We start from the raw sequence: 22,022 nt of genomic DNA on the forward strand, positions 1-22,022 counted from the left end.
TTGCTCGACCGGTTGTGTGGTCGCGTTCGACGCGGGCGCCATTGGTCAGGTGCCCGGCTGCTTGAACAAGCTTGCGCACCGGCAGACGCGGGGTGGACGCCCCCACCCGCACCCGCATGACCTTCCTCGTCCTCAAGGCTCCCCCATACCTCCAGGACACCGAACCACCAAGCCGTCCCAAGACGTCCTGAACGATCCCGCCATCACCGGGCCGGCAACCGAGGAAGCCCGCTCGCCGGCGTCAGGTGCGCTCGCCGTAGGTGGAGTCCTGCCGGAAGCGTTCGATGATCGCCGCCGAGTCGGGATGGAACTGTGTCGCGTGGACCTCTTCGACCTCGGCTCTGAGGGCTTCGGGAAACGTCTGGTTGAGGCCCCGGAACAACGCGGCCTTAACGGTGGCGACCGCGTGGGGCGGGCGTGCGGCAAGCTTGGCAGCCAATTCCTCTGCCGCCGTCATGAGGTGATCGGGATCGACCATCCGGCTCACGAGTCCGATGGCGTGAGCCTCCTCAGCGGTGATCTGCTCGCCGAGGAGCACGACCTGCGAGGCCCGAAGGCGCCCGACCGCGCGGGCCAGGAGAAACGAGGAGCCTCCGCCCATCGCCGTGCCGACGCGGACCTCGGGCAGGCTGAAGCTCGCGTTGCTGGTCGCCAGCACGAAATCGCATGCGAGCGCGATCTCACAGCCTCCGCCCACGGCCAGTCCGTTGATCGCGGCGATCACCGGAACGGGCAGCGCGGTCAGGATCTCACCCAGGCGCTGCTGAGCCTCGATCTGATGCACACCGTCGTCGTCGCGTTGTTCCTTGAGATCGAACCCCGCGGAGAATGCGCGTCCGGTGCCGGTGAGGATAATCGCCCTGCGGCCGTCTTGGGCCGCCTGCGTCAGCGCCGATTCGAGAGCGTCGACCAGGTTCGTGTTGAGCGCGTTGAGGCGGTGCGGGCGGTTGAGCCGCAGAACGACGACGGGATTCTCCTGGGCCCCGGTGACAACGAGTTCGTCGCGCCCGGTCGCGTCGGTGTTTGCCTGACTCATGAAGCTCCTCGAGTGTGGGGCTGGGCCGTCGGCTACGTCGATCGTGGCTTCTCCGTCACATCTCACCGGCGGCTTGGCGCGAGGCAATGTCTCGCAGCGCTCGCTTGTCGACCTTGCCGATCGCGAGCCGGGGTAGTTCCCTGCGCACGTCGAAACGTTTGGGGATCTTGTAGTTCGCCAGCCGAGTGCGTAGAAAGGTCCGCAGTTCATCTCCGGTCGGACCCTTGTCATCATGAGGGATGACAAAGGCGACGCCGACCTCCGAGTACAGCTCGTCCGGAGTACCGATCACGGCCGCCGCCAAGACCCGAGGATGCTCCTCCAGGGCGAGTTCGATCTCGCGCGGATAGACGTTGTACCCGCCCGACTTGAACATGTCGGTAAGCCGACCCGCCAACCGCACGCGACCGTCTTCGTCTACCAGGCCGACATCGCCGGTGTGCAGCCAGCCATCTGAGTCGATTGCCTCAGCGGTCGCGTCCGGGCGATTCAGGTAGCCCAACATAATGAAATCGCCGCGCACGTGGATCTCGCCTTCTTCACCGATATCACACCGAGTGCCATCGGAGCGGGCCACGCGGACATCGTAGCGTGGATCAGGCCGCCCGACGGTATTGGCCAGGGCTTCGATGTCGTCATCGTCGTCGGTGTAGATGACTGAGCCAACGGTCTCCGTCATTCCGTAGCTGGTACAGACGACGGGCACTCGCTTCTGCAGTTCCAGGATCAGTTCTCGGGGTGCTGCTGCGCCGCCCCAAATAGCGCGTTTGAGACTCGACAGATCTACCTTGGCCCATTCGGGTGTGCCGACCGCCAGTAGGAACTGGGTCGGGATGGCCAGCCAGTATTCGATCCGCTCACGCGCGATCGCCTCCAGCACGCCGCTGCGGGCGTATCTCTCCATGAAGTGAACCACGCCGCCTGCCACGACTACCGAGGAGCAGATGTCTCCAAGGCAACCGATGTGGTTGATCGGCAGGTCACACAGCATGCGAGGACGTTCGTCGTACCATCGGTCCGCCTGGATCACGCAGCACTTGACCAGACCACGATGGGACAGCAGCGCACCCTTCGGCCGGCCTGATGTACCGGATGTGTAGACGAGTACGGCCGGATCGCCGCTTTCCACCGCCGCTTCCGCACGCCCCAGCTCGTCGGCCGTAACGGTCTCGCCGGCTCGAAGGAAGGCAACCCAGGATTCGCCCGCGGTGACGACCTGGCTCCCCAGACCAAGCCGATCGCGAAGCGACTCAAGCGTGTCGCGGTAGCCGTCGGAGAGGCCCATGAGGACACACGGCCCGGAATCGGAGACGACGTGGTCGAGTTCGCCTCCCGTGTACTTCGGGTTGAGACCTTGCCAGATGGCTCCAATCCTCGCCGCGGCGAGGAACGACACATAGAACTCCGGCCGCGGGTTGCCGAGTACCGCGACGCGATCGCCGCGTCGTACTCCTGCCGCAAGAAATGCGCGGGCAAGCGCCGCCGACTGCTCTTCTACCTGACCTCTCGTCAGCCGGATCTCGGCGTGGGTCAGCATCTCCTGGTCAGCATCGACTCTTGCCCAGTGTGCGGCATAGTCGGTGATGCGTTGAAGATCGTGAAGAGTCAAGGCTCGCTCCACTCGACGTCCGGGCGATTAAGATTGATACAATATCAACGTGACATGAAACGCGACGGAGGTCAAGGCATTGTTGAGAACTCCTCTAACCAGACGCATTGACCTAACAACCCGACCGACGCTCACATCAGAATGCACAGGAGGTGACGCGCGCATGCTTCCGCCGGCAAACCAGGGTGACATACGACGGAACGTCGGGCCGTGCCCCGAGGCCGGACGGCACGTGACGGTCTAGTCGAACAAAGTAAGCAGTTCGACGACGGCGTCCTCAAGGTGGTACCGGAGGGCTCCTTCTGCCGCAGCGCTGTCACCGCTGATCAATGCGTCCAGAATTTCCCGATGCTCTCGGCCGATTCGCTTGGGATCTTTATAGTGTTCACGACTTCCCGCCAGAGCGAGCCGAAGCTCCGATGACATTGCGGTGAACGCCCGCAAGATGCGGGGGCTCCCCGCTGCACGAACGACTTCGCAATGAAAGCCCAGGTCTACTGCGATCGCCTCGGCCCACGGTTCCCGGCCGTCCATGGATTCCAGCTGCTGGACCATCCCCTCCGCGTCGGCGAACGAGGCACCGCGGCTCATGGCCAATCGTGCTGCCTCGATCTCAAGGGCGGCCCGGAGCCTGTAGAGATCCGCGACATCGTCACGGGCCAGCGAGGGTACGAATACGCCCCGGTTCTGTTCATAACGCAACAGACCTTCGTCGGTGAGTACCCTCAGCGCACCGCGCAATGAGTAGCGCCCCACACCATAACTCTCTGACAGCGGCACTTCTTGCAGCTTGCTACCCGGCGGAAACTCACCAGAGAGTACGCGCTGGCGAATCGCGGAAACCAGCGCATCCACCGTCGACACTCGACCCAACTGGTCTGTCACCGGTCGCTCCCGCCTTCCCGTAGTTCGATCGAGGTCGCTCCCTGTCTGGATTGTATCAACATCGCCGTTGCATCTCTTCTCGTCGTGGTCACGTGCGTCGAGTCATGCGCCGTCTCTCATGGTCAGGTGACAGTGTCGGCCCGACCCGAAGGTTGCGCCCGGACCTCTCAGCCGATCAGGCGAAGGGGCCCCGGGTCGGCGGCCGCGGGATCCAGCCCGTACTTCGTGAGCACCTGGGCGATGCCTCCGTTCCGACGGAGCTCGACAATATCCTCCGAAACGGCCTTGAACAGGTTTGGATTGCTTCTGGACATCGGAAAGCAAACCTGCCCCGGAACCTGACTCGACGCCACCCGCGGATCCGGCTCAGGGCGCTCGATATGCCATGATTCTCCGTTTTGCTTCTTGGCGTATGAGGCGGTACCGATCGAATCGATCGCCGCGTCGAGCCGACCGACCTCGAGGTCGCTGTACACTGCCGTCGGGTTCGGATACACCTTCAGGCTCGACCCGTAGATCTCCGCCAGCTCTTTGTTCCAAAGATAGCCGTCCACGGTGCCGACTGATCGCCCCTTGAGGTCGTCGAATGTGGTGGCGCCATCGCTGGATACGATCACGATCTGGTCGCCGTAAACCGGACCGGCCAGGGAGAGGACCTTCGCCCTTGCCCCGGTGCAGTACCAGTCCCCGGCCGACACATCGGTACGGCCGTTCTGAGTCGCCGGAATCACCGAACCCGTATCGAGAGGCTGCGAAGCGAGGGTCAGGCACTCCAGGTCGGCGATCTTTTCGAGGATGTCTCCCTCGACACCGGAGACTGTCGAGCCCTGGACCTGCAGAAATGGCGGGAAATTGTATGTCGCGACCGTGAGTGCGCCCGGCCTCACCGTCTTCAGGCCGGAGTGGGAGGGCGTGCAGCCCGCTTTGGGTCCAGCTTCGTTCGCCGAACCGATCCCGCACGCACCGAGCGTCGCGGCCGCGAGTATCGCCCCCATGGCGAATGCCGTCTTTCCGCCCATGTCATGTACCGCCTTTCATTGGAGGGCTCTGATCACCGTGCAGGATGGCGTAGAGCCTTCTCGACTCGCTCCGTCAGCACGCTCGCCGAGATCGTGATCACCGCGTAGAGGGCGCCCGCGATCAGGAAGAGGTTGAGGTAGTGGAAGGTGTTGTTCGCAATCGACTTCGCCTGGGACGTCAACTCCGGAACGGCGATGATGAAGGCGAGTGAGGTGGCCTGGAATACCAGGATGCAAAAACTCATGAGCGGGGGGATGGCAATGCGGACACCCTGTGGTATCACCACGTCTCGCAGTACGTGGAACCGGCTCATACCCAGTGCATGGCCGGCCTCGATTTCACCGCTGGGCACCGCCTGGATGCCCCCGCGAAGGATTTCACTGGTGTAGGCGGCGGTCGTCAGAGACAGAGCGATGTAGGCGCAGATGAACGCCGTGAGCGTCACAGGTATGCCGTTGTAGACGATTTGCAGCACGACCAGCGCTGGTGTTCCCCGGCCGACCTCGATGAGCAGGATCACTCCTGAACGGAGAATGCGGTGCCGAGATGAGGCGCCGACGGCGAGCATGAGGCCCGCCGGGAGACCCAGCGACAGCGCCATGAACGTGAGGCGCACGCTCGTCCAAAGGCCGGAGAGAAGCCGGTCGTGGTAGGTAAGCCAATCGTTCCAGATGCCGCTCACCAGGCGACCCTCCTCCGCATTCGCCACTCGAGCCGCCGAGCCGCCCACGCTGAAGGGAAGGTCAGGGCGACGTAGTATGCGCCCGCGACAAAGAACGGGGTGACGGAACTGGTGTTGCTCGACGCGGTGCTGGCATAGTAGGTCATTTCGAAGACCCCGATCGTGGACGCGAGCGAGGAATCCTTGAGCAGCCCGATGGCGTACGAGGCGGATGCCGGTATCGCCACTCTGATCATCTGCGGGCCGACAATGCGTGATGCGGTGTCGAGTTGGGACATGCCCAGTGCCCGACTCGCCTCGAACTGTCCTTGGTTGATGGCCCTGAGCGATCCTCGGTAGATTTCCGCCATGTAGGCGGCCGACACTAGGCCGATGGCAAGTATCGCCGACCGGGAAGGTGTGAATACCGCGCCCAGAGCGGGGTCGAACTGGGTTGTGCCGTTGTAGATCAGAAACAGCCATATGAGAAGAGGAACGCCACGCGAGACTTCGATGAAGGCGCGCGCGGTCGCACGAAGAGCCCAAAAGGGAGCGACGCGGAGTACTAGCAACGGGATTCCAAGGACTGCGCCAATGGCGAAGCCCAGCACCGTCAGCTGAATCGTCGCAACGATTCCTTGGGCCACCGCTTCCCAGACACCACCGGTCATTGCCGGTCCAGAACGGCCCGAAGGAACTCGCGAGTGCGGGCCCTGCGCGGAGAGGAGAAGACCTGGTGCGGCTCACCGTCCTCGATGATCGCCCCATCGCTCATGACGACCAAATGGTCACTGACATCGCGAGCGAACTGCATCTCGTGGGTGACCACGATCATGGTCATGCCGTCGTCGGCCAATTCACGCATGACGCTGAGCACCTCGAGTCCGAGTTCGGGGTCGAGGGCCGATGTGGGCTCGTCAAAGAGCATGGCCTTGGGCTCCAGGGCCAGGGCCCGCGCGATCGCGATGCGCTGCTGCTGCCCGCCGGAGCATCGGCCGGGGTACTGCGTCGCCTTGTCGGCCAGCCCAACTCGCTTCAGGAGGGCGTTGGCTCGTTCCTCGGCTTCGGCCCTGCTGCGTCCCAGCACGCGCTGCTGCGGAAGCGCAACGTTGCGCAGCGCGGTCATGTGCGGGAACAGGTTGAATGATTGGAAGACCATCCCGACCCGGGACCGCAGCGCGGTCAGCTCTTTTGCTCTGATGGCGTGGTCGACGTGAACGGTCACCCCGTCGACCCTGATGGTGCCCGAGGTCGGGCGCTCCAGCAGATTTATGCACCGCAGCAGTGTGCTTTTGCCGGCTCCACTGGGACCGATCAGCGCGAATACTTGACCGGAGTCCACGGAGATCGAGACGTTCTTGAGAACCACATGGTCTCCGAAGCACTTCTCGACGTCTTCGAGTTCGATCACAGCCCGGAACTCGGGACTGGGGCTGGTCTTCTCACTCACATTCGTCCCTTGGCGACCGGTGAACTGCCGAATAAGCACGATCCGCTCCTTCCATCTCTATGTCGTCGAGTGGGCACCGTGATGGCACGAGTTCTGCGTGGCGCCGATCGGGTACGAGCCGGCCCGATCATTTGCAGCCCCGGCCGGGTGCCGCCGTAGCGTGTCGCGACGACGCGGATGGTCGAGTTCCAGCGCGTGGACGCGCTCGTTGGACCAGGTGAGCACTTCGGTCATGGCAGCTCTTGAAGTGCGGCCGGCAGCCCGGCGAGATCGGGCACGACCAGCGTGGGGCAGCCCCCATGCTTCATGCTGTCCGAACGGTCAGCGATATCGAACCACTCGTTGTTCTCCGGGGCGTCCGAGCGGTGCACGAACACGGTGCGATATCCGCGCTTGTGCGCTGGTTCGCAGTCATGCCAGACGCTGTTACCGATATGAATCCAGTCGCGAGGACCGGGAGCATGGCGGGCCAGGAATTCATCGAAATGGCCGTCCCCGGGCTTGTAGCTGCGCACTTCCTCGGCGGTGATGACCTCGTCGAACGGAACGGGCAGCGGACCGGCGAGCGTCCCGCGAATCATCTCGATGCTGGTGTTGGTCAGAATGCCCAACTTGTAACCGGTGTCCCGCAGCCGTCGCAGCGCGGCGATGCTGTCGGGGAACGCCTGCCATGTCGGCAGGGTGGCGGCCAGAACGTCGAACTGGTCGTTGGCCAGCGAGACGTCGATGCTGTAGGCGGCACGGCGCAGGCCCTCGGTCAGCACCGCGTCGTAGTCGCGGAACGGACCTTCGGCTTCCACCTGCGGTTCGAACCGGAAGTAGGCGTCGATGAGGTCGGCCGACCGTCCGGGCGCGACGCTTTCCAGCGCCTCGGTCATCCCGGTGCGCCAGTCGATCATCGTGCCGTAGCAATCGAACGTGAGCCAGCGCTCTGACATGGTCACGCACCTGCCTTCTCAGTAGCGGGAGCCGCGGTCTCGCGGCCGGAGGTGAGTTCGGTTCGCCGCGCTCGGCGAGCCTGTGACGGCACGCCGGGCCCGGATGGGGCCGGTGTCGTCGGGTGCGAGGGTCGCGGGAGTCCTGGCTCATCGCCGACGAGGAAGCCGGGCCCGCGGTGGCCGGCGAACCGTGCCCAGGTCTCCAGCACTCGTTCGAGCACGGCATTGGCGGTTCTGATGCCAGACACGTCGATACCTTCCAGGCTGGGGCAGGCGGTCAGCCGTCGGCCGAGTGCAGGGCGGCCTCGATCGCGGCACGGGGGACGACCACACGGCGATGGCGAATGGTCGCGACGACGTGTTGGCCGTCGCTGACCTCGACTTCGAAAGTCGCTCGGCGGCCCTGCCGATCGACGAGTCTCGCCCGTGCGGTCAGCGTGATGCCGACCGGACTGGGTCGGTCGTGGCTCAGTTCGACCCCGGCGCCGACGGTCAACTCGTCGGGTGACAGCTCCGGCGCCAGAATCCGGTGGCAGGCGAGCTCGGCCATCCCGAGCACGAAGGGTGTGGAGGCGGCGGGCGGGAACTCGTCGCCCCACGCTGCCGCGGTATCGGCCGGCGCTACCGTCTTCATCACTGTCGAATATGTTGACACAAGAGCAATGTGTCACAAGCCACGTTCGCCGTCAAGGCTCGTCCGCCTGGAGACTTGCCTGGTCAACGCGGCATGCGCCTACCAGGAGGTGAATGGCGATGCGTCCGCCATCGCTGTGCGGCCAGGAAGCCGGCCCGCCCGCACCCTCCGCGGGGGCCGTGGTGACGGGGCGGGGACTCGCGTGCAGACCGCTGCCTGCGGACCGGCTCCGGCCGAGACGCCGGCCGACCGGAGAGCGTCACCATGTACGCGTGTGCGAGTGCGCCTCCTCCCAGTACAGCGGATGAACACCGCTGTCGAGGGGCTCTCAGTGGCGGCTTTCCGTCGCTGCTCGGAGAGCATCGAGCGTGGGCTGGGGCGGCTGGTCGATGACGGCCTTCGACTCGTCCACCAGGCCGGTCAGGCGGGCCACCTCAGCATCGGTCAGGTTCGCGGCGACCTCGGACGCGGCGATGTTGGAGCGTAGGTGACCGGGATCGGTCGTACCGGGGATGACGACCATGGCCGCCGAACGGCGCAGCAGCCAGGCCAGCGCGACCTGGGTCGGCGTTGCGCCGAGGCGCTCCGCCGGGCCTGTCAGCTCGTCGTAGCTGGTGAGCTGCCCGGAGGCCAGCGGGGTATAGGGGACGAACATGATGCCCTGAGACTCGCAGTCGGCGAGGACCTCGACGCCACTGCGGTCCAGGAGGTTGAAGCGGTTCTGCACGGCCGCTATCGGTGTCATCGTCTGCGCGCGGGCCAGCATCTGCGGTGACGCGCCGGACAGACCGATGCGGCGGATGAGCCCCTGGTCGCGCAGCTCGACGAGCACTCCGAGCGATTCCTCCAGAGGCACATCGTTGTGCGCTCCCGGAGTGTCTCCGGCGAGCCGCAGGTACGTCAGCTCGCTTGTCTCCGTCCCCAGGTCGGCCAGTGCCTCGTGCACCTGCCGACGGACCGTGTCCGGGTGGTTCGTGATGATCCACGACTTACCCGGGCCACGCCCGGCGCCTACCTTGTTGCCGACGATCACCCCCTCCGGGAACGGCCGCAGCGCCTCCCCGATCAGGCGGTTCACCATGCGCGGCCCGTAGGCGTTCGCGCTGTCGAAGAACGTGACTCCTAACTCGACCGCCAGGCGCAGCACCCGCCGCGCCAACTCGGGATCCTCCGGCGGTCCCCAGACGTTCGGCCCGGCGAGCTGCATGGCGCCGTATCCGACACGGTTCACTGGCTTCTCCTCGGTGTCTCACTGATCCGCAAAAGTACGTATCACTGATCGACTCAGTGATACATGGAATGCCGTAACATTGCAACGTGGACGACGCGAAGACCCGAACTCGGCGGCACATCATCGAGGTGGCGGCCGGCATCCTGGAACGGGAGGGTGCCCAGGCCGTCTCCACCCGGTCGGTTGCCGCGGCGGCGGGCATCCGCGCCGCTTCCCTCTACCAGCACTTCGGCGACAAGGACGGCCTCCTCTCGGCCCTGGCCGTCCACGCCTTCGACCTCTACCTGGCTGAGAAGCACACGCTGGCGCACACCGACGACCCGGTCCACGACATGCGCCGCGGCTGGGACATGCACGTCGACTTCGGCCTGCGCCACCCCGCCTTCTACCTGCTGATGTTCGGCACCGACCGTCCCGGCCGCCGTCCACCCGCCGCCGACAAGGCCAACGAGCTCCTGCTGAGATTCCTCGACCGCGTGGCCGCCGCGGGGCGCCTTCGAGTCCCGGCCGCCCTCGCCGCCCACCTCAGCCTGGCCGCCGTCAGCGGCGTCACCCTGTCGCTGCTCGGCGCTCCCGCAGAGGACCGCAATCCTCAGATCTCCGTCAGAGTGCGTGACACCCTGATCGACTCCCTCATCACCGACCCGCCCCAGGCGGCCGCCGCAGACCCCGCCCTCGCCGCCCGCGCCCTCGCCCTTGATGCCACCCTCGCCTCCGCGGACCAGCTCAACCTCCCGCTACGCCCGACCGAAACCGCTCTCCTCCGTGATTGGCTCCACCAGCTCGCCCACTGACCCGAACGGTCGGGTCCACCACTCGGCGTGGAGGTGGAGGACTCCGCCTGGTCACCGCCGCGGCTGAGCGCCCGGCCGCCGCGGGACCGGCCGCGCCCGGAGGCGCTGGAGGGCATGGCGGCACGCTTCGGCGAAGTGGAGGTCGTGGGTTCTGGACCGGCCGGTCTGCTCCTGTACGGAGGGGAGCGCTGGAACGGCCACGAGGCAGCCGCACGTGGCCTCGTCGACAAATGCACGGAGAACGCACCGGCGGCGGTCGAGCGAATCCTGACATCCCTGCGCGACGCGAACGACTCGGCCATCACCTCGACAACGACGTCCATCAGAACCACGCCGCGGTTCCAACGCTAGCGATACGAGAGGACACCCATGGATCTGCGTCTGAGCGGTGCGCGTGCGATCGTGACAGGGGGCTCGCGCGGAATCGGGCTCGCCGTAGCCCACCGCCTCCTGGTGGAGGGGGCAAGGGTAGCGCTCGGCGCCCGAGACGAACGGCGTCGACGTCCTGGTGAACGCGGCCGCCCAGCCATCGTTCGCCTCCGCGCCCCCGACCCTCGCCGACCTGACCGACGGCGAGGTGCAGCGGGACTTCGACACAAAGGTGCTGGGCTACCTGAGATGCGCCCGAGCCGTCGCCCCGCACATGACCGCGCAGGGCCAGGGCAGGATCGTCAACATCTCGGCATGGCCCGCTGCGCAATGTGCGTTGCGCAGCGGGCCATGGGTCACAAACGAAGGGCCTCAGTTCAGAGGCGCCAGTTCGCCGCGGAAGAAGACCAGCGGCTTGGCGTCGCCGAGTGCATGCGCGCCGTGAACCAGGCCCGTCACCGCGATGTGGTCACCTACCTCATGGACCGCGTACAGCTCACAGTCCAGCCAGGCCAGGACACCTTCCAGCAGCGGAGATCCCAGCGGGCTGAGGCTCCAGGTCCGCCCGTCGAACCGGTCGGCGCCCTGGGAGGCGAACGATGCGGCGACGTGCGGCTGACGCGCAGACAGCACGTTCACGCAGAACCGCCCGGCCACCTCGATGAACGGCCACGTCGTGGAGGACTTGCCCGCGAAGAAGGACACCAGAGGCGGATCCAGCGACGCTGACGTGAACGATCCGACGGTCATGCCGGTCGGGGCACCATCATGCATGGCGGTGATGACCACGACGCTGGACGGCACGTGCCGCATGATCTCTCGCAACTGGCTCATGGCATCCATCCTCCGAAGATTCCTCCCGGATCCGCTTGGCCTGCGGGGCACCTGACCCCGACGATGATCCGGGTCAGTGGGCGGCTCCGCCGGTGGCCAGAGCGCGGCCGTAGCGCATCCGGACCGCGATCACGAGACCGACCAGTGCGCACGCGGCGAACAGCAGGAACACGATGGTGTAGCCCGCGTCCGTATAGACCGGCTTATGGCCGGTGTGGGTCAGCACGTGCGAAGAGAGGAGGGCGCCCATGATGACCGGAATCGCGGACGACGTGAAAGCGGAGCAGAAAGCACCGAAACCTGTTGCCACGCCGGTCATTTTCCCGGGCACCGACTCGATGATGAGGTTGTTCAGCCCGCCGTAGTAGCTGCCGCCCGCGATTCCGCCGATGATCGCGAAAACGGCGAAGTACCACAACCGATCATGGAAGAACGCGGTCAGCAGGGAGGTGGTCGAGCTGACTCCCAGGCACATGATCATGACCTTGCGAGGGGAGATCCGGCGAGTGAGATAGCCACTCAGTGGACCGAACACCATGCTCAGGAGTCCCCAGCCGAGAATGACCACGCCGACCTCGGAAGCGGAGAGGCCGAATGCATAGCTCGCTCCGGGTGTGCTCTTCGTTTGCAGCATCTGTGAAACCATGTAGGTCCACAGCAACGGCACCTGACCGAGGAACGCGAGGACCATCGCACGGCTGAGCCCGGACGTTCGCAGCAGTTGCAGCGGAATCATGGGTTCCCGCACGCGTGATTCGGTGAAGAGGAATCCCGCTAGAAGGACCACGGCTATCACGATCGGGAGCAGTGCGGCCGTCGAGCCCCAGCCCTTCGAACCGCCCTGGGTGATGCCGATCAGGAGCGACAGGGCACCGAGTGTCAACAGCAGCGAACCCTTGAGATCGACCTGCCGCAGGCTCGAACGCTCGCCGGTAGGACGTGTGGAGGGAACGAAGATCGCGACCAGGGAGCCGAAGACGAGCATGTAGACGGCGCAGAACCAGAAGATCCCGTGATAGTCGCCGACGCTCAGCAACGCTCCCGCGAGCAGGGGCGAGGCGAGGATCGCGACACCGGTGGCCGTCGAGCCCATGCCGACCGCGACGGGAACCATCCTGGGCGGCATGTACTCGCGGAAGAAGGAGTAGATGACGCCGGGCAGGGCCACCGCGGACGCCTGGAGCACCCGGGCCACCATGATCAGGGCGAACGATGTGGTCAACGCCCCCACCAGTGAGCCGACGATGAACACCACCGCGACCACCATCAGGATCCGCTTGCGGCCGAAGACGTCCGCCAGCTTCCCCATCAGCGGCTGGATGGCCGCCGCGACGAGCAGGGTGACGCTGAAGACCCAGGGCAGCTGGGCCGGGGTGAACGGAGGGATCATGTGCGGCAGCACGGTGACGAACGCCGTTGCCCCATAGGTCGTGGTCTCGGCCATGAGCAGAACGATGACCAGGATGAATACATAATGCGCGGTGGACCGCGGCGGCGCGGCGGCCATCGGCGGATCTTCGGCACTCCGTGCGGGCGACTTTTCGTCGCGACGCGGTCGCTCTATTTCAGGGGTGGACATCGAGCGCCTTCCCTTCAGGCAGCGTCAGTGGGAGCGTTGGACATTTTCACGGCTCACTTGAATTCAGCGGACCGTTCCCCCTGGCAGGCGTGCACGGATTCGGCTTGACGAAAAGGGGCCCCCCGGAGAACCGCCCTGTCCTGACGGGTTCCTCTCCGAACACCTACGCCCTTGTCCGCGCCGCCGACGGCGTTACCTACTGAACTGGCTGTCTTCAGTGGCTCGTTAAGGTCGGCTCGACCGAGTCGCGGTGGTCCATCGCCCTCCTCGGTTTCTGGCTCGGACGGCACACGCTCAACCCAACGTGCACAACACCATCAGAAGCGGAGCGCGACCTTTTGTCTAATGCATCTCGACGCCGTTACTATGCATCGAACGCATCAACCTTTCGATCCCGGGAACGCTCACCATGATCGACCTGTCGAAGCTCCGCCACGCGGTGGCGGTAGCCGCTGCCGGAAGCTACACTGCCGCCGCCCAGGCCATCCCCCTCTCCCAGCCGGCACTGACCCGCAGCATCCAGTCACTCGAACGCCAGTACGGCCTGACCCTGTTCGAACGCGACAAGTCCGGTACCCGGCTGACCCCCGACGGCGTCCGCTTCATCTCCCAGGCGGAGCGGCTACTCAGGCACGCGCAGGCCCTAGAGGAAGACATCCAGAGGCTCGCGGCAGGTCACGGAGCCACCATCAGCTTCGGCATCGGCCCGGCCTCCGCCTTCACATTTCTGCCGGGCGCGCTCCCCCTGTTGCTCGAGAGTGCCACCGACATCCGCGTGCGGATCCGGGTCGGCTCCAACAGCGCGCTGCGAAATCTGCTCAGGTCCGGCGAGATCGACTTCTACATCGGCGGGGTACCGCAGGACTCGGACACCTTCATGACCTCTTCCGAGCTGACCGTCGAACCCATCGCCGTCACGTCCCGGCTCCAGCTCATCGTCCGCGAGGGGCATCCGCTGCTCAAGATCACACCGACTCGCGATGACATCGCGGCATACCCGCTGGTGGCCGCGACGTTCGTCCGTGACACCCTTTCCGAGACCGACGTCGTCAGCCTGGGCATCCAGCGCCCCACGATCGAGATCGACGACTACGACCTGCTCACCGACCTCGTCCGGACCACCGACGCCATCCTCGTCAGCAGCTCCATCTTCAGCAGATACCGCATCGACCTCGGAGTCGTCGCGCTGAACCTCGACACGCTCACCACGCCCAGACCGGTCACCTACGCGTTGATCTACTCCAGCGAGCATGGCATGTCGCCGGTCGCGGCGAAGGTCTCGACGGTCCTCGTCGACACCATCTCCGCCGCGCTCCGCAGCGAAGAAGAAGCCCAGTAGGGCAGTCCGAGATCGTGATCTCGGACTGCCGTTCCAGGGACGGCACAGCCGAGAACATCGTCCACGCGCGACCCGGTCATCGCACGAGACATCGCCCAGCCAGCCACTTCTCTCGACGAAAATGCGGTTTTCGCGTACTGTCTGAACGGTTCGCCACCCCGCACCGCCGTGGAGGATCAGTAAGATGATTGAACTCGCCACGGAGCTTCGATGGCAGGACCCCATCTGCACGATCCCGATGGAACGCCTGCTCCTCTCGGAGAAGGTCGGATACGACGCCGTCTTCACCGCCGAGGGATACGGCAACGAAGGCATCGTCCCGTTGGGCTACATCGCCGGCCGCACCAAACGACTCAAGCTCGGGACGCGCATCACGGAGGTGACCGGGCGCCCGCCCGTGCTCGCCGGGATGGCCTACCAGACGCTCAACCACATCAGCGGGGGCAACCGCGTGATCGCCGGACTCGGCAGCGGTTCCCCGCAGGCGGCCGAGGGTTTCCACGGCCGTAAGTGGGGCCGCACGGTCCCGCGTATGCGCGACTACGTCACCATCCTGCGTCAGGTCTTCGCCGGTCAAACCATCGAGCACCAGGGCAGCGAGTGGGCGGCGCCCTACCGTGGTCCCGGCCATCAGGGGATCGCCCCGGCGCCGATCGGGCTCCAGCCCATGGGCGACATCCCGATCTGCATCGGCGCGTCCTATCCGAGAATGATCGAGCTGGCCGCCGAGATCGGCGACGGGTGGATGCCTCCGGGATTCGCCCCCGGAATGATGGACGCCTACCGGCCGATTCTGCGGCGGGGCTTCGACAAGGCCGGCGGCGGCAAGGGCTTCGACGACTTCAAGATCTGGTCCCACGTCGACGTCCTGGTCGACGACGACGTGCAAGCGGCCATGCGGCCGTTCAAGGAGTACGTCGTCACCTGGTCAAGCATGCAGCGCGCGAACATGGAGGCGCGTGGTTACGCCGACCTCGCGGACCGGCTCGCCGACATCATGGGCAACGTGACCGCCGCCGACGCCGAAGCACGCGTGCAGCAGGGGCTGAACCTCCTGCCCGACCCGCTGTGGCAGCAGGCTCTGGACGCCGTCCCGGACGAGTACATCGACGACGGCTGGCTGGTCGGCCCGGTCGAGCGCATTCGCAAGCGGGTCGGACCATGGCTGGACTGCGGCCTCACCGGGCTGATCGTACGTTACGGCCCGCAGCTCGGATCGACGCCGCCGGTGGAGAACCTCGACGTGTTCGTGGCGATCGCGGAGGCGGCAGGCAAGGAACCGACTTCCTGATCGATGCCTTACCCGGGCCGGATCGCGGCAGCGGCTCAGGGTGAGACGAATTCCACTGTCAGTCGGGTAGCCGATTCGCTGCCCACATCCTTGAATACTCGGCATGAAGCCATAGCGACAAACCGGGAGTTTCGCGTGCCAAAATCTCAGCCAAATGTGGTCATCATTCTTTTCGACGATCTGGGCTACGGCCAGTTCGGATGCTTCGGCTCCGATATCTCGACGCCCAACGTGGACGCGCTCGCCGAAGGGGGTGCGCGCTACAACCGCTTTCATGTGACGGGTCTGTGTTCACCGACCCGTGCATCCCTGCTGACCGGTCGCAACCATCATCGGGTGGGCATGGGACAGCTCACCGAGAGCCCGCAGACCAGTCCGGGTTATTCCGCGCACATCCCCACCTCCGCGGGGACCCTCGCGCAGGTGCTGCGGAACAACCGGTACAACACCATGGCGGTCGGGAAATGGCACCTCACCCCCCGGTGGGAACGCAGCGCCCGCGGACCCTTCGATCGCTGGCCACTCGGAATGGGATTCGAACGGTTCTACGGGTTCCTCGGGGCCGAGACCAATCACTGGGCCCCGGACCTCGTCAGCGACAACGGTCCCGTAGCACCCCCGAAGGGGCCCGAAGAGGGTTACCACCTGACCGAGGACCTGACCGACAAAGCCATCCGGCTCATCCAGGACCAGCAGCAGACCGGTACCGACAAGCCATTCTTCATGTACTACGCCCTGGGCGCCATGCACGCGCCGCACCATGCTCCGCAGGAATGGATCGACCGGTACCGGGGACAGTTCGACGAGGGGTGGGACGTCTGGCGCGAAAGGCTCGTCGAGCGGCAGAAGGAACTCGGCATCATGCCCGCCGGCGCGGAACCGAGCCCCCGGCCCGAATGGGTGACGCCGTGGGAGGAGATGTCGCCCCAGGAGCGGCGGCTGTGCGCGCGGAGCATGGAGGTCTACGCCGCGTTCCTGAGCCACACGGACGAGCAGATCGGCCGCCTGACGCGGTTCCTGGCCGAGCTCGACATCCTCGACGACACGCTGATCTTCGTCATGTCGGACAACGGCGCGAGCCCCGAGGGCGGCCTCTTCGGATCGAACAACTACCACCAGGTCGCCGGCGACCACGAGCGCGACGAGCAGGAGACTCTCGAACAGATCGATGAACTCGGCGGGTTCAAGTCCTACAACCACTACGCGTGGGGCTGGGCCTGGGCGGGGAACACCCCTTTCCGGCTGTGGAAGAAGTTCACCTGGCTGGGCGGGACCCGGACCTCACTCATCGCGCACTGGCCGAACGGCATCTCGGAACCGGGCACGGTGCGCGACCAGTTCTGCCACGTCATCGACGTCATGCCGACGGTTCTCGACATCGCCGGCATCACTCCCCCGGCGGAGATCAACGGGGTGACCCAGATGGACCTCGACGGCACCAGCTTCCGAGAGTCCTTCTCGGCACGGGAAACGCCCAGTGCCCGCACGGCTCAGTACTTCGAGATGGTCGGATCGCGTGCGATGTACTGCGACGGCTGGAAGGTCACCACCAACCATGTGGGACCCACACCTCCGCTGGAGAACCAGCTGATCCCCGGCAGCCCGTCCTACGACACGGACCACTGGGCTCTGTTCGACCTCAACAGCGACTTCGCGGAGAACAACGACCTCTCCGCCCAGCACCCCGAGATCGTCACACGGCTGGTCAACATGTGGTGGACCGAAGCCGGCCGCAACAACGTCCTCCCGCTCGACGACGGGTGGCTCTTCAGGCGCAACCGCAGGCGGGCCCCACAACAGCCGCCGCGACGATGGGTGTTCCGGCCGGGAGGTTCCCCGGTGTCGGAATTCGTCCTACCGCCGCTGAGGTTCGGATTCACCCTTACCGCCACCGTGACCGCCGGCGAGTCCGCGAACGGCATCCTGGCCGCGTTCGCGGACTGGAACCAGGGGTGGTCCTGGTATGTCCTCGACGGCCGGCCGGTCTTCGTGGTCAAGTTGTTCGGTCGCCTGTACCGCTTCCCGGCCGAGGTCGTCCTCAGCGCCGGTGATCACACCCTGTCCGTCGACTACCGTCAGGTGAAGGGATCCGGCGGAACGGTGGTACTCCACGTCGACGACAAGTCCAGCGGCGACGGCCGGATCGCCGAGGACCTCCCGTGGTTCTGGCAGATGGGCCACCCCGGCCTGCTCGTGGGCCGGGACCAGGGATTCCCCGTGTGCGACGACTACACGCCGCCCTTCGTGTTCACCGGACTCGTGCACACCGTCGTACTCGAGGTACCCGACGAGCCACCAGCACGCCCGAAGGCCCAGGCGTCGACCGGCTTCGCCCAGGCCCTCCGTCACGAATGAGAGACTGCTCCCGGCCACCGCGAGGTGGCCGGGAGCAGTGCGCTCACCGCGCCATCGAGGGGTGCGGTTCAACCGGTACCAGCACGACGTTGACGCGCCCCTGCCGGGGAACATCCGTCGCGTACCAGACCGTGTCGTCCGATGCGAAGACGGTCAGCCTGCCCGGCTCGGCCGGGTCCCACTCCGCCTTCCGCATGTAGAGCGGCGGCGCCATGTAGTACGAGCCGCTGACGATCGGCTCGCCGTCGACGACCAGGACCTCGAACGACGGGGTGCCGAGGACCTCTTCTTCCTCTTCGATCTCCCGCATCGCACCGGCCTCAGTACTCGTCGGCGGGCGGTTCGCCGACCTCGGGGAAGAGGTCCTGGAAGGCGCCGACGGTGATCCGCCGACGCACCGCTTCGGGCGCGTCGTCGAACAGCTCGTGCAGCGTCTTCTGCGTGTGCCCGTAGGTGCCCTCGAGATGCGGGTAGTCACTGCCCCACATCACGTTGTTCCACCCCATGTACTGCATCGCGCCCACCGCGGTCTCGTCGTGCTGGAACGACGCGTAGACCTGCTCGTACAGGTACTGCTTCGGTGGCTTCGACAACTGCGGCCGCACGAACATCCCGTGCTGACGGTAGCCCTCGTTCATCCGGTCACCAAGGAACGGGCCCCACGTCGCGCCCCCCTCCGACACCAGGATCCGCAGGTCCGGATGCCGCTCCAGCGCCCCGGAAGCGATCATCTGCATGGTGGCGACCTGACCGCCCCACGTGGTCTGCGTGTAGTTCAGCACCGCGCCGCCGGGTCCGCGGAAAACCTGACCGAAGCCCTTGTCGGCGTCCACCGGCTCGGTGCCGATGTGGAACGCGAGGACCTGGTTGGTCTCCTCGAGCGCGGTCCACAACGGGTTCCAGTAGTCGATGTAGTGGTACGGCTTCTGGCCCGGCGGCACCGCGGTCGGCAGGAACACCGCCCGGAACCCGAGGTCCGCGGCGCGGCGCACCTCGGCCACCGCGTCCTCGACGTCGAGCAGCGAGATCGAGGCCGTGGGCACCAGCCGCGGTGACGCGGCCATGATGTACTCCTTGGCCCAGTCGTTGAGCGCCCGCACACCCGCGGCCAGCAGGTCCCGGCTCTTGATCGAGCTCGCCCAGATGCCGATCGAGGGGAAGGTGACCTCGGCCCAGATGCCTTCCTCGTCGAGGTCCCGCAGCCGCAGGACCGGGTCGTTCGCCCCCGGCGCGCGCTTCGCGACCATGTCACTTATCGTGTCGCCCGAGCTGCCGGGCTTGGGCATGTTCCGCTTGAACTGCTGCCCGTCGACGGTGATGATCTCGTAGCCGTCGAACTTCTGGCTCCTGGGCATCCGGTCCGCGAGCGCCTTCGGCAGCCGCTCCTCGAACAGGTCCGGCGGCTCGAGGAAATGCGAGTCACCGGAATTCGCCCAGATCTTCTTGGGGATCGCCATGATCCTTCCTCCCTGGTAGTGGGTTTCCGTGCCGGGATCAGCCGATCACGATGACGCCGCGTGCGGCGAGGTCGGCGATGGTCGCGTCGTCGTAGCCGTACTCGCGCAGGACCGCCTCGGTGTGCTGCCCCAGTGTGCAGCCCACGGTCGCGGTGGTCACCGAGCGCGAGAAGTCGACGACCGGGCCCACCCGGGGATAGTCCTCGAAGATCGGGCTGTGGACCGTGGCCAGATAGCCGTGTTGCTCGCCGAACTCGCCGATGTAGTTCCGGTCGACGGTTCTCGTGTCGGCCTTCACGCAACCGACGTCGGCGGCCAGCAGCTCGCGCTCCCAGTCGTCGGCCGTGCGGGTGGCGAACACCGCGGCCAGTTCGCCGACCAGCTCGTCCGCGTGCGCGGCGCGCGCCTCGGCGTCAGCGAAGCGGGCATCCTCCCCGAGCGCGGCGAAGGCGGGCACCGCGGTCAGGTCCTCCCAGTCACCCGTTGCCGGTGCCGCGAGGAACACCCAGTCCTCGGCCGTTTCGTACAGCCGGTAGAGCGGGCCGAACCCGAAACCGTCCGCGTCCACGGTCGGCGCGGCCGGCCTGTTCGCGTACTCGATCGCATCCTCGCAGAGTGAGTGCGTGGTCGAGTTCAGCATCGTGGTGAGCGCGTGCTGACCCGCCACGCCGCGCCTGCGCAGGTACGCACCGAGAGACAGCGCCGTGGCCACCGCGTAGGCCGCGATCCCGTCGGGCTGGGTCGCCGAGCTCATTCCCGCCGCGCTGATCTGGATCGAGCGGGCCCGCAGCTCGGCGAGCCCGCCCGGCTCGTCCTCGGCGATGAGCGCTCCCGCGTTGCGCATCGCGATGCCCGCGCCGGCGGAGATGGTCGGCGCGAACGCCGGCCGGTGCCCGTGCGGACCGCCGTACCCGTAGCCGGGGGCGTCGAGGTAGAACAGGTTGGGGTGGCGGGACAGCAGGTCGCGCGCGCCTACGCCCAGCCGCTCGGCGACCCCGGCCCGGAACGAGCACAACACGAGGTCAGCGGTGGCGGCGATCTTCTCGACGATCTCCTTCGCCTCCGGCGTGGAGATGTCCAGCGCGACCGACTCCTTACCCTGCAGCACCTTCAGCCCGCCCGCCTCCGGGAACGCCTGCATCGTCCGCATCGGGTCGCCGCCGGTCGGCTCGATCTTGATGACCCGCGCACCGAGGTCGGTGAGCATGGTCGCCCCGAAGGGCGCCGCGTAGAACGTGCCAAGTTCGAGGATCGTCGTCCCGGCCAGGGGCAGCTCGCCGCCGGGGCTCTCGTCGCTGATGACGGGCTCCCGGCGGACGGCGGCGGCCCTGGCCCGCAGCTCGGCGCCGTGCTCATCGAGCCGGGGCGCACTGCGTCCCAGCGTGGCCGGGGTACCGGACAGCTCGACCAGCGCGCCCGGCTGCAGGACCGGGCCTCGCTCCGCGTCGTCGATCGAGACCGTGTGGCCGCCGAACTGCATCTGCGGGTGGTGCAGCACTTCTCTGGCGTGCCGGAAGGTCTCCGCGAACACGTCCGGGTCCTGGTCGAAGACCGCCTCCCACTCGGCGAGGGTCTTCTTCCGCACCTCGGTCAGCAGGATGTCCCAGAACTTCATTCGCTGCTCGGTGGCCTCGAAGCTGGGCAGGGTCTTCCACTCGGGATCGTCGTACATCCACTCCAGGCCACAGGCGCGAAGGAACGCCCGGAACAGGCGCGGCTGGGTCTGGGAGAACTGCAACCAGTGCCCGTCCTTGGTCATCGCGACGAGCAGCAGGAACGTGAAGGTGTAGTTCGGCACGCCGTCCTTGGAGATCGGCGGCTCGGCCTTGAACGCGTCCGGGAACCGCTGGGCGATCATCGTGTTGGCCTGGTTCCAGGGGTCCTGGCCCGACAGCGCCTTGGCGAGACTCACCTCGACGAGCTGTCCCAGCCCGCTGGTCTCCCGCTCCACGAGGCCCGCGAAGATTCCCTGCAACAAGGCCTGCGCCGCGCTCCAGGAGGCGAAGGGGACCGAGATGAAGGTCGGGCCGGGGCGGAGGGAAGCCGCCGCGTACGTCGTCGCCATGGCACCGAGCTTGGCCAGCACCATCCCCTCGTAACCCTTGGCGTCGCGCATCGGGCCGGTCCGGCCCCACCCGGTCACCGAGCCGTAGACCAGCCCTGGGTTGACCACGGAGAGCACCGAGTGGTCGAGCCCGAACCGCTCCAGCGCGGCCGGCCGCAGGGTGGTGATGAGGACGTCGGCCTCACTGGCCAGGGACCACGCCACCTCCGCGTCGGCCAGCTCGTGCAGATCGAGCACCACGCTCTTCTTGCCACGCGCCAGGAACGGGTACGCCGCTTCGGAGCGGAGCACGCTCCCGCCCGGCGGTTCGACGGCGACGACCTCGGCACCGAGATCGGCCATGAACTGGCCGGCCTGGGCGCCGGTGAGGCCGTTGGATATTTCGACGACGCGCAGGTGGTCAAGGGGGCCACTCATCGTTCTAGCTCCTTCGTCGCATCGGGGTGGTGGAAGTCAGCATGCGAGCCGGAGGGGG

The 22,022-nt window shown here is 66.3% G+C and carries 21 protein-coding genes and 1 pseudogene; 6 read left to right on the plus strand and 16 right to left on the minus strand.

Annotation, left to right across the window (positions count from 1 at the left end):
• Positions 1 to 241: 241 nt before the first annotated feature.
• The 11 genes from K8Z49_RS17450 to K8Z49_RS17500 form a co-directional block, all read right to left on the minus strand.
• Positions 242 to 1,036, minus strand: coding sequence for an enoyl-CoA hydratase/isomerase family protein (locus K8Z49_RS17450; protein ID WP_412519753.1), 795 nt, complete (start codon positions 1,034 to 1,036; stop codon positions 242 to 244).
• A 55-nt stretch (positions 1,037 to 1,091) separates the two neighbouring features.
• The gene (locus K8Z49_RS17455) at positions 1,092 to 2,645 is read right to left on the minus strand and encodes a class I adenylate-forming enzyme family protein (protein ID WP_152563770.1); all 1,554 of its coding nucleotides are present in this window, start codon (positions 2,643 to 2,645) and stop codon (positions 1,092 to 1,094) included.
• A 240-nt stretch (positions 2,646 to 2,885) separates the two neighbouring features.
• Positions 2,886 to 3,530, minus strand: a complete 645-nt coding sequence (locus K8Z49_RS17460) for a GntR family transcriptional regulator (protein WP_024934047.1) — start codon at positions 3,528 to 3,530, stop codon at positions 2,886 to 2,888.
• Between the two features lie 167 nt (positions 3,531 to 3,697).
• Entirely contained in the window at positions 3,698 to 4,549 is an 852-nt protein-coding gene (locus tag K8Z49_RS17465; protein ID WP_412519756.1) for a substrate-binding periplasmic protein, read from the minus strand.
• Positions 4,550 to 4,581: 32 nt separating this feature from the next.
• Positions 4,582 to 5,232: an amino acid ABC transporter permease gene (locus K8Z49_RS17470; RefSeq protein WP_412519758.1), complete on the minus strand. Its 651-nt coding sequence runs from the start codon at positions 5,230 to 5,232 to the stop codon at positions 4,582 to 4,584.
• Positions 5,229 to 5,882: an amino acid ABC transporter permease gene (locus K8Z49_RS17475; protein WP_024934048.1), complete on the minus strand. Its 654-nt coding sequence runs from the start codon at positions 5,880 to 5,882 to the stop codon at positions 5,229 to 5,231. The genes K8Z49_RS17470 and K8Z49_RS17475 overlap by 4 nt, the downstream gene beginning before the upstream one ends.
• On the minus strand, positions 5,879 to 6,622 hold the full coding sequence (locus K8Z49_RS17480; protein WP_412521091.1) for an amino acid ABC transporter ATP-binding protein: 744 nt from the start codon (positions 6,620 to 6,622) through the stop codon (positions 5,879 to 5,881). The genes K8Z49_RS17475 and K8Z49_RS17480 overlap by 4 nt, the downstream gene beginning before the upstream one ends.
• A gap of 96 nt (positions 6,623 to 6,718) precedes the next feature.
• On the minus strand, positions 6,719 to 6,895 hold the full coding sequence (locus tag K8Z49_RS17485; RefSeq protein WP_161790949.1) for a hypothetical protein: 177 nt from the start codon (positions 6,893 to 6,895) through the stop codon (positions 6,719 to 6,721).
• Positions 6,892 to 7,599, minus strand: coding sequence for an HAD family hydrolase (locus K8Z49_RS17490; protein WP_412521093.1), 708 nt, complete (start codon positions 7,597 to 7,599; stop codon positions 6,892 to 6,894). The genes K8Z49_RS17485 and K8Z49_RS17490 overlap by 4 nt, the downstream gene beginning before the upstream one ends.
• Before the next feature lie 277 nt (positions 7,600 to 7,876).
• Positions 7,877 to 8,233, minus strand: coding sequence for a thioesterase family protein (locus K8Z49_RS17495; RefSeq protein ID WP_412519761.1), 357 nt, complete (start codon positions 8,231 to 8,233; stop codon positions 7,877 to 7,879).
• Between the two features lie 328 nt (positions 8,234 to 8,561).
• Positions 8,562 to 9,464, minus strand: a complete 903-nt coding sequence (locus K8Z49_RS17500) for an aldo/keto reductase (protein ID WP_021591927.1) — start codon at positions 9,462 to 9,464, stop codon at positions 8,562 to 8,564.
• A gap of 86 nt (positions 9,465 to 9,550) precedes the next feature.
• Here K8Z49_RS17500 and K8Z49_RS17505 point away from each other — a divergent pair, with 86 nt between their 5' ends.
• From K8Z49_RS17505 to K8Z49_RS17515, 3 genes and pseudogenes are all read left to right on the plus strand, one after another.
• Entirely contained in the window at positions 9,551 to 10,258 is a 708-nt protein-coding gene (locus K8Z49_RS17505) for a TetR/AcrR family transcriptional regulator (RefSeq protein ID WP_412519763.1), read from the plus strand.
• A 27-nt stretch (positions 10,259 to 10,285) separates the two neighbouring features.
• On the plus strand, positions 10,286 to 10,609 hold the full coding sequence (locus K8Z49_RS17510) for a hypothetical protein (protein WP_412519765.1): 324 nt from the start codon (positions 10,286 to 10,288) through the stop codon (positions 10,607 to 10,609).
• An 18-nt stretch (positions 10,610 to 10,627) separates the two neighbouring features.
• Positions 10,628 to 11,072, plus strand: a pseudogene (locus K8Z49_RS17515) (SDR family NAD(P)-dependent oxidoreductase).
• Here the strand turns inward: K8Z49_RS17515 and K8Z49_RS17520 are convergent.
• Together K8Z49_RS17520 and K8Z49_RS17525 are read right to left on the minus strand one after the other, a co-directional pair.
• Positions 11,000 to 11,470: a flavin reductase family protein gene (locus K8Z49_RS17520; protein ID WP_033329899.1), complete on the minus strand. Its 471-nt coding sequence runs from the start codon at positions 11,468 to 11,470 to the stop codon at positions 11,000 to 11,002. The pseudogene K8Z49_RS17515 and the gene K8Z49_RS17520 sit on opposite strands and share 73 nt — an antisense overlap.
• A gap of 64 nt (positions 11,471 to 11,534) precedes the next feature.
• A complete protein-coding gene (locus K8Z49_RS17525; RefSeq protein ID WP_081842167.1) occupies positions 11,535 to 13,040 on the minus strand; it encodes an MFS transporter in 1,506 nt (501 codons plus the stop codon).
• Positions 13,041 to 13,449: 409 nt separating this feature from the next.
• Here K8Z49_RS17525 and K8Z49_RS17530 point away from each other — a divergent pair, with 409 nt between their 5' ends.
• The 3 genes from K8Z49_RS17530 to K8Z49_RS17540 all read left to right on the plus strand — a co-directional run bounded on the left by K8Z49_RS17530 (position 13,450) and on the right by K8Z49_RS17540 (position 18,025).
• A complete protein-coding gene (locus tag K8Z49_RS17530; RefSeq protein ID WP_412519768.1) occupies positions 13,450 to 14,379 on the plus strand; it encodes a LysR family transcriptional regulator in 930 nt (309 codons plus the stop codon).
• A 184-nt stretch (positions 14,380 to 14,563) separates the two neighbouring features.
• Entirely contained in the window at positions 14,564 to 15,670 is a 1,107-nt protein-coding gene (locus K8Z49_RS17535; RefSeq protein WP_075023094.1) for an LLM class flavin-dependent oxidoreductase, read from the plus strand.
• Positions 15,671 to 15,673: 3 nt separating this feature from the next.
• Positions 15,674 to 18,025, plus strand: a complete 2,352-nt coding sequence (locus tag K8Z49_RS17540) for an arylsulfatase (protein WP_412519770.1) — start codon at positions 15,674 to 15,676, stop codon at positions 18,023 to 18,025.
• Between the two features lie 43 nt (positions 18,026 to 18,068).
• On the opposite strand, the gene K8Z49_RS17545 is transcribed toward K8Z49_RS17540, so the two are convergent.
• The 3 genes from K8Z49_RS17545 to K8Z49_RS17555 are packed head-to-tail and all read right to left on the minus strand — an operon-like array spanning position 18,069 to position 21,964.
• Entirely contained in the window at positions 18,069 to 18,335 is a 267-nt protein-coding gene (locus K8Z49_RS17545) for a hypothetical protein (RefSeq protein ID WP_021591935.1), read from the minus strand.
• 10 nt (positions 18,336 to 18,345) lie between these two features.
• Positions 18,346 to 19,482: an amidohydrolase family protein gene (locus K8Z49_RS17550; protein WP_021591936.1), complete on the minus strand. Its 1,137-nt coding sequence runs from the start codon at positions 19,480 to 19,482 to the stop codon at positions 18,346 to 18,348.
• Between the two features lie 37 nt (positions 19,483 to 19,519).
• Complete coding sequence (locus K8Z49_RS17555; RefSeq protein WP_021591937.1) at positions 19,520 to 21,964, minus strand: CaiB/BaiF CoA-transferase family protein; 2,445 nt, start codon at positions 21,962 to 21,964, stop codon at positions 19,520 to 19,522.
• Positions 21,965 to 22,022 lie beyond the last annotated feature (58 nt).

This window comes from Actinomadura madurae (assembly GCF_047130825.1).
Taxonomy (GTDB): domain Bacteria; phylum Actinomycetota; class Actinomycetes; order Streptosporangiales; family Streptosporangiaceae; genus Spirillospora; species Spirillospora madurae.

Excerpts from the sequence above, each read along its gene's own strand:
- K8Z49_RS17450 (WP_412519753.1), bottom strand. The coding sequence starts at position 1,036 with ATGAGTCAGGCAAACACCGACGCGACCGGGCGCGACGAACTCGTTGTC.
- K8Z49_RS17465 (WP_412519756.1), bottom strand. The coding sequence starts at position 4,549 with ATGGGCGGAAAGACGGCATTCGCCATGGGGGCGATACTCGCGGCCGCG.
- K8Z49_RS17475 (WP_024934048.1), bottom strand. The coding sequence starts at position 5,882 with ATGACCGGTGGTGTCTGGGAAGCGGTGGCCCAAGGAATCGTTGCGACG.
- K8Z49_RS17485 (WP_161790949.1), bottom strand. The coding sequence starts at position 6,895 with ATGACCGAAGTGCTCACCTGGTCCAACGAGCGCGTCCACGCGCTGGAA.
- K8Z49_RS17490 (WP_412521093.1), bottom strand. The coding sequence starts at position 7,599 with ATGTCAGAGCGCTGGCTCACGTTCGATTGCTACGGCACGATGATCGAC.
- K8Z49_RS17495 (WP_412519761.1), bottom strand. The coding sequence starts at position 8,233 with ATGAAGACGGTAGCGCCGGCCGATACCGCGGCAGCGTGGGGCGACGAG.
- K8Z49_RS17520 (WP_033329899.1), bottom strand. The coding sequence starts at position 11,470 with ATGGATGCCATGAGCCAGTTGCGAGAGATCATGCGGCACGTGCCGTCC.
- K8Z49_RS17525 (WP_081842167.1), bottom strand. The coding sequence starts at position 13,040 with ATGTCCACCCCTGAAATAGAGCGACCGCGTCGCGACGAAAAGTCGCCC.
- K8Z49_RS17530 (WP_412519768.1), top strand. The coding sequence starts at position 13,450 with ATGATCGACCTGTCGAAGCTCCGCCACGCGGTGGCGGTAGCCGCTGCC.
- K8Z49_RS17535 (WP_075023094.1), top strand. The coding sequence starts at position 14,564 with ATGATTGAACTCGCCACGGAGCTTCGATGGCAGGACCCCATCTGCACG.
- K8Z49_RS17540 (WP_412519770.1), top strand. The coding sequence starts at position 15,674 with ATGCCTTACCCGGGCCGGATCGCGGCAGCGGCTCAGGGTGAGACGAAT.
- K8Z49_RS17545 (WP_021591935.1), bottom strand. The coding sequence starts at position 18,335 with ATGCGGGAGATCGAAGAGGAAGAAGAGGTCCTCGGCACCCCGTCGTTC.
- K8Z49_RS17550 (WP_021591936.1), bottom strand. The coding sequence starts at position 19,482 with ATGGCGATCCCCAAGAAGATCTGGGCGAATTCCGGTGACTCGCATTTC.
- K8Z49_RS17555 (WP_021591937.1), bottom strand. The coding sequence starts at position 21,964 with ATGAGTGGCCCCCTTGACCACCTGCGCGTCGTCGAAATATCCAACGGC.